This is a genomic window from Robinsoniella sp. (genome assembly GCF_034124845.1).
Genome location: NZ_JAWYAJ010000073.1, coordinates 21354 through 27485, shown reverse-complemented (window position 1 = coordinate 27485; position 6132 = coordinate 21354). Strand labels below are relative to the sequence as shown.

Below are 6132 nucleotides of genomic sequence, written 5' to 3'. Positions count from 1 at the left end.
TGAAAAAGAAGGTGAAAGGATTATCCACTGGCTATACTTCTATTTTTAAGAATGTGATTGCACTGTCGGTAAATGTACCCTATGTGTTCCTGGATGAACCTGTTCTGGGTCTGGATGCAAACCACAGGGAGTTGTTTTACCGGATTCTGATTGAGAAATACAGTGAAAATCCATTTACTGCAGTGATATCCACCCATTTAATAGAAGAAGTATCCAGCGTGATTGAAGATATCGTCATCATCAAAAACGGTCAGGTAATCCGGTCTGAAACCAGAGAAGACCTGCTTGGCAGGGGCTATACGGTTTCTGGTAACGGTGTACTTGTGGATAAGTATTTAAGAGGGAAAGAAGTAATCGGGTCAGACATTTTGGGAGGCTTAAAAACAGCGTATGTAATTGGCAGGCCGGATCGGGCAAATCTTCCTGAGGGATTAGAGATAACGGGATTGGATCTGCAAAAATTATTTATTCAGTTGACAAATTAGGGGGAAAGAATATGAAACTGTGGTCGGTATATAAATATCAGATGAGAGAGTACCTGAGCGCCGGAATAGGTTATGCGGCTGTAGTACTGTCGCTGGTTATCTTTTTCAGCGGATTGGTTATATTCGGGCAGATTAGTGCTGACGGTTCTTTTAACGGCCTGGAATTTGGAACTGTTATATTTGGTTTTGTAATGGGGTGTTCCTGCTTCCAGGAAGGATTTCTGCTGATGGTGCAAAACGGGGTTTCCAGAAAAACCATTTTCACCGGAAGAATTCTAACTACCATAATAACCAGCATTTTGCTTGCTTTATTAAATATGATTCTTATTCTAATTTGCCAGATTATTGTACATTTCAATGATGCTATCAGATTAGAAATCAACATTCTTCAGGTGATGTATCCGAAAATGCTGGGAGAAATGGCAGCGCTGCCTTTGTTTTTCACAAATATCCTTTATTGGAGTCTGGCGCTCATTTTGGCTACCTTGTGCGGATTTGCCATCAGTTCCCTGCTGTACCATCTGTCCAGAACAGCAAAGATTATTTTAGGCGTTGGGCTCTCTGTATTTGTAGTAATCTTACTGCCAATCATTGATGTGGTACTGACAAAAGGGGTAATGTATAAAAATATAGCGAACTTTTTGATGAGCATTATGGGGGAAAAGAGCCAGAATCCGTTTATTGCAGTGATAACGTTTGCAGTTGGAATCGTATTTCTGGGGATAGTGAACTATGTGCTGATCATTCGTGCACAGGTACAGAAATAGAGGGAGAAAAGATATGAGACTAAAATCAGTTTTTCAATATCAGTTTCGGGATTATAAAATTTCTTATTTTATGTTTTTTGGAATTTTGCTTTTTCTAGAAGTTGCAAATCTTGTTGGAATAAAGCTCAGCGGTATGGAAGATAAGGGAATTTATTTCCGAAACGAGTCCATGGTAGTGTTGGCAGGATTTATTATGGGAGCAAATGCTTTCCGGGAAAATTTTCATATGCTGATGCAGAACAATGTCAGCCGTAAACTGATAGAAGCGGGAAGAATCCTAAATACTCTTTTAAGCGGGATTATACTAGCGGTTCTCTGCAGGCTTGTTTCACTGGTTTATGAACTGGCAGCTTTGGGAGACAGCCGCATGCAGGCAAGAAGTGTTTTCGCTATCCTTTATCCTTCTTTTTGGGAACAGGAAAATGGTTTGGAAAAGCTGGGAGTAGAACTTCTTTTCTGGGCGGGATTCGTCATATTATTTACCATGCTGGGCTATTTTTTCGGAGCGTTGTATTATAATCTGGGTAAAGTACAAAAGACACTACTCAGCATTGGGATTCCGGTATTTCTGCTGCTTGTCCTGCCGATTCTGGATGTGTATGCTGCCGGTGGAAGAATAGCCAAATTCTTCTTGGGGATGCTGACCCTTTTGCTTGGCGGTACGGCGGGTAACCCGGCATGGTCGTTTTTCAGTACTTTAATTGGGGCAGCAATATTTGGAGGCATAGCGGTGCTGATCGCATTAAGATCCCCGGTACAAAATTAAAAAAGAGGCGCTTTAACCAAAATCAGAACGGATTTGTTCATTTGGCTGAAGCGTCTCTTTTTCATTGACATAGGCAAGTATATCACAAAGCAGCGCGTGCAGCTGCCAGAAAGCAATTTTAAAACACGCTCTGGGTTATCTTAAAATAATAAAGCCCATAAATGCGGCATAGCCCAATAACATAATCCACCCTTCGATCCGATTCAGAATCTTGCGCTGGAGTGCAAAAGCAAATACAACGATACTGGCTGCGATCAGAATCATGATATCATAAACAGAGAACAGATTGACTGCAACCGGATGAAGCGCAGAAGATGCGCCTAATACCAGAAGGATATTGAAGATATTAGATCCTACCACATTTCCCAGGGCAATATCATTTTCTCCCTTGCGGGAAGCCACAATGGAAGTTACCAGTTCCGGAAGGGAAGTTCCCAGTGCGACAATGGTCAGACCGATGAGTGTCTGGCTGAGTCCGAAAGATTCTGCTATGGAAACGGCACTGTTCACCACCAGATCACCCCCGATTACGATGGCAGCCAGACCGCCGATAATGCAGATACCGCTTAAGAGGGGAGATAACTGTTTGATGTCCTCCGTAGGATCTGACTGTATTTCATTTCGGCTTTTTAATGCACTTTTTACAGTAAAAATAAGGAAAAGCACGAAGAAAGCAAGTAAGATCCATCCATCTGTCTGGCCTACCTCATGGTCCATTGACAGCAGAAGTAATATAACGGTTATTACAATGGAAAAGGGAAATTCACGTCTTAAAACGGAGCGTGTAATTCCCATTGGTTTGATCGCTGCGCACACGCCTACCACAACCAGCAGGTTGAAAATATTAGACCCGATGACATTGCTCAGCGCCAGCTCGTTTTGGGCTTCCATGGCAGCGGTGATGCTGACGGAAGCTTCCGGCATGCTTGTACCAAACGCAACGACAGTAAGTCCGATGATGACACTGGGGATACGGAGAAGTCTTGCAATATTGGAGCTGCCCTCTACAAAGTAGTCGGCGCCTTTTATAAGCAGTACAAATCCTATGATTAGCAGAATGTAAGTTAACATTTTTTTCCTCCTTAAATGACCTGTTGTCATCATACTGAATTACAAGAATTTTGTCAAATAATTTTACTTAATTAGTTTATAATGATCCAGAAGTATTGCCAAGAATATTGATCAATGTTATTATTTCCTATATTAAGCAAAAAACAACTGGAAAAATAATTACGGAATATAATTAAAAATAAAATTAGAATCAGGTAAAAATAGAAATCAGAATAAAGTAAAATTTAGAAATAATGCAAAGTTAGATCATAATTAAATTTAGATATAAAATCAGAAAACAGTAATAGATAACCCTAATAGAAAGGCAGAACATGAAAAGTAATCATAAAGTAAAATCTTATCAAATTACCAGCTGGTGCCAGGAGCTCTTGCGGATTCAGGTACCGGAAAATGGATTTTATATCGATGCCACAACCGGAAACGGACATGATACACTGTTCTTTTGTGAGCTGGCAAAGGAAGGTGGACATGTACTTGGATTTGATATTCAGCAGCAGGCGCTGAATCATACCAGAGAAATGCTTGTTCGGAATCACATGGAGGACCGTGCCAGGCTGATCTGTGACAGCCATGTAAACATGGGTAAATATGCAGAAGAAGAAAGTGCAGATGCTATCTGCTTTAACTTTGGCTATCTGCCGGGCGGAGACCACGCTCTGGCAACAAAACCGGAGACCAGCCTGGCAGCCATTGGGGAAGGGTTAAAGCTTTTGAAAAAGGGCGGTGTCATGAGTCTTTGCATTTATAGCGGAGGTGACAGCGGATTTGAAGAGCGGGATGCTGTTCTTTTATTTTTGAAGGATTTGGACGAGAAGAAATACATTGTAATCGTAAATCAGTATTATAACCGGAAAAACAATCCACCTATACCGGCATTTATTATTAAAAAATAAAAATGAAGAAAGAGGGAATCCTAATGTTAAATATTATTTTTGAAGATGACCAGATTCTGGTATGTGAAAAACCTTCCGGTGTGGCGGTACAAAGTGCCGGAATTGGCACAATGGATCTGGAAAGCAGGATAAAAAATTATCTGAGCACACAAAATAAAGGAAAAGGAGAACCTTATCTGGGAATGATCCACAGGCTGGATCAGCCGGTGGGAGGTGTACTGGTATTTGCAAAAACAGCTTCTGCAGCAGCTTTTTTAAGTAAACAGACCGGAAACGGGGAAATGGATAAACGGTATCTGGCAGTTGTATGTGGAAAACTTCCTGTAAATTCAGGGGTACTTGTGGATTATTTATATAAGGACGGAAAAACCAATACCTCCCGGATTGTGAAAAAAGATCAAAAAGGAGCCAAAAAGGCGGAGTTGCATTATACGGTTTTAGATGAAAAGGAAGAACTGTCATTATTGGAAATTCATCTGATTACCGGGCGCCATCATCAGATAAGGGTGCAGATGGCAGGAGCCGGAACGCCATTGTTGGGTGATAAGAAATACAATCCCAAAGCAGACAGCGGACAAAAAACTACGATTGGATTATACGCCTGCAAATTAAGCTTTATTCATCCAAAAACAAAACAGCAGATGGTTTTTTCCAGTGAACCAAAAGGTGATGCATTTTCCATATTTATATCTCAGCATACCGTAGACGGATCGGCGGTATTGCACCAATAGAATGTTTGTAATGCGTTTTATTACGAACTTATTCCCCTGCATAGCGCTGACGGGTCTGTGGAATGCATTAATAAGTAGTTTGAAACGCTTTTGTTCCAAATTTAACACCAGATAATGACATGTCGGTTATTGCCAGTAGTACCAGTTGTCTGTTCTCCAATAATGAATAATGAAAGTTAATCTGCACATCCTAGTACAGCAGTAAACAAATTAGTGTGACGCGAAATTCATTTTCAGCGCACACTGATCTTAGACTACAGGAGGGCGAAAGGATGGGCAGAGCAGAGAAATATAAAGAAGTACTGATTGTCATAGGGATTGCAATTGCGGTATTCATAGGAATGAAATATCTGCTGCCATTTGTAGCCCCTTTTTTTATTGCATATATCATCGTTCGGATACTGAATCCGTTTGTGAAACGGCTGCAGCGCAAAATAAAATTAAAAAAAGAATGGCTGGCGGCGATTGTTCTGGGCTTTTTTTCTATTTTGCTGATTGTGGGTCTGTATTATTTAACGGTTCAGTTGTTTGCCCAGATTAAGGCTATTGTCAGCAATCTGGACAGCTATGAAAAAGAATTCAGGTTGATTTTGGGCAACTGCTGTTCTGCTATGGAACAGACTTTGGGGATTCAGGCAGAGGCAATCGAAGACTTCGTCTATCAGAATATAGAAGTAATGACAGACCGCCTCCAGGTCTATATTGTACCGGATATGTTTAATTATTCCCTGCAGTATCTGCTTGGTTTTGTAAAAGCTGCCGGGCTGTTTTTTGCATTATTTGTATCTGTTCTGCTGTTACTTAAGGACTACGATGAAATTCACGATAAACTTAAGAAGTATGAGCTGTACCGCAGGACAGCAACAGTGCTAAACCGCCTCTGGGGACTTGGAGGTGCCTATTTTAAAGCACAGCTTATTATAATGAGTATCGTATCTGTGATATGTGTTGCAGGCTTATGGATTATCCGATATCCTTATGCGCTGCTGGTGGGATTGCTGATCGGTGTATCAGATGCACTCCCTTTTATCGGTACAGGTACCATTTTGATACCTTGGGCATTAGTCTGTGCACTCCAGGGTGATTTTGTACATGCCGCCGCGTATGCTACATTATTTTTTGTTGCAAATACCACCAGGGAGTTTCTGGAGCCTAAAATGATTGGAAAAAAACTAGGTGTTTATCCCATTGTAATTGCAGTTGCTGTGTATGCAGGAATCTGTATATACGGAGTCGCGGGAGTAATACTGGGACCGTTGACTTTACTGGCTATTGTGGAGATTTACAAGGAAATGAAAAGAGGGGAAGGAATTGAAGAGTAGAAATTGCCTGTTTTCCCCGGGTTATACTTGCCTGACACAGCATCATTGACAATTCTGTTGTATTTCTATATCATATAAGATAGAATAATAAAGAATT

General features: G+C 40.9%; 6 protein-coding genes and 1 pseudogene. 6 read left to right on the top strand and 1 reads right to left on the bottom strand.

All coding sequences use genetic code 11. The features are described from left to right. The 3 genes and pseudogenes from ACH2DQ_RS03855 to ACH2DQ_RS03845 form a co-directional block, all read left to right on the top strand. Positions 1–485: pseudogene (locus ACH2DQ_RS03855) on the top strand (ABC transporter ATP-binding protein); the annotation flags it as partial. 11 nt (positions 486–496) lie between these two features. Further along, on the top strand, positions 497–1252 hold the full coding sequence (locus ACH2DQ_RS03850) for a hypothetical protein (protein WP_394911040.1): 756 nt from the start codon (positions 497–499) through the stop codon (positions 1250–1252). Positions 1253–1265: 13 nt separating this feature from the next. Continuing rightward, positions 1266–2018: a hypothetical protein gene (locus ACH2DQ_RS03845; protein ID WP_394911041.1), complete on the top strand. Its 753-nt coding sequence runs from the start codon at positions 1266–1268 to the stop codon at positions 2016–2018. Positions 2019–2153: 135 nt separating this feature from the next. Here ACH2DQ_RS03845 and ACH2DQ_RS03840 read toward each other — a convergent pair whose 3' ends face one another. Then, positions 2154–3089, bottom strand: coding sequence for a calcium/sodium antiporter (locus ACH2DQ_RS03840; protein WP_394911042.1), 936 nt, complete (start codon positions 3087–3089; stop codon positions 2154–2156). A gap of 311 nt (positions 3090–3400) precedes the next feature. Here ACH2DQ_RS03840 and ACH2DQ_RS03835 point away from each other — a divergent pair, with 311 nt between their 5' ends. The 3 genes from ACH2DQ_RS03835 to ACH2DQ_RS03825 all read left to right on the top strand — a co-directional run bounded on the left by ACH2DQ_RS03835 (position 3401) and on the right by ACH2DQ_RS03825 (position 6035). Then, complete coding sequence (locus ACH2DQ_RS03835) at positions 3401–3982, top strand: tRNA (mnm(5)s(2)U34)-methyltransferase (RefSeq protein WP_394911043.1); 582 nt, start codon at positions 3401–3403, stop codon at positions 3980–3982. A gap of 23 nt (positions 3983–4005) precedes the next feature. Then, positions 4006–4713, top strand: coding sequence for an RluA family pseudouridine synthase (locus ACH2DQ_RS03830; protein ID WP_394911044.1), 708 nt, complete (start codon positions 4006–4008; stop codon positions 4711–4713). Between the two features lie 272 nt (positions 4714–4985). Beyond that, the gene (locus ACH2DQ_RS03825) at positions 4986–6035 is read left to right on the top strand and encodes an AI-2E family transporter (RefSeq protein WP_394911045.1); all 1050 of its coding nucleotides are present in this window, start codon (positions 4986–4988) and stop codon (positions 6033–6035) included. Positions 6036–6132 lie beyond the last annotated feature (97 nt).

What these genes read in the sequence shown, in the direction of transcription:
- ACH2DQ_RS03850 (WP_394911040.1), top strand. Translation starts at nt 497, where the DNA reads ATGAAACTGTGGTCGGTATATAAATATCAGATGAGAGAGTACCTGAGC.
- ACH2DQ_RS03830 (WP_394911044.1), top strand. Translation starts at nt 4,006, where the DNA reads ATGTTAAATATTATTTTTGAAGATGACCAGATTCTGGTATGTGAAAAA.
- ACH2DQ_RS03825 (WP_394911045.1), top strand. Translation starts at nt 4,986, where the DNA reads ATGGGCAGAGCAGAGAAATATAAAGAAGTACTGATTGTCATAGGGATT.
- ACH2DQ_RS03845 (WP_394911041.1), top strand. Translation starts at nt 1,266, where the DNA reads ATGAGACTAAAATCAGTTTTTCAATATCAGTTTCGGGATTATAAAATT.
- ACH2DQ_RS03835 (WP_394911043.1), top strand. Translation starts at nt 3,401, where the DNA reads ATGAAAAGTAATCATAAAGTAAAATCTTATCAAATTACCAGCTGGTGC.
- ACH2DQ_RS03840 (WP_394911042.1), bottom strand. Translation starts at nt 3,089, where the DNA reads ATGTTAACTTACATTCTGCTAATCATAGGATTTGTACTGCTTATAAAA.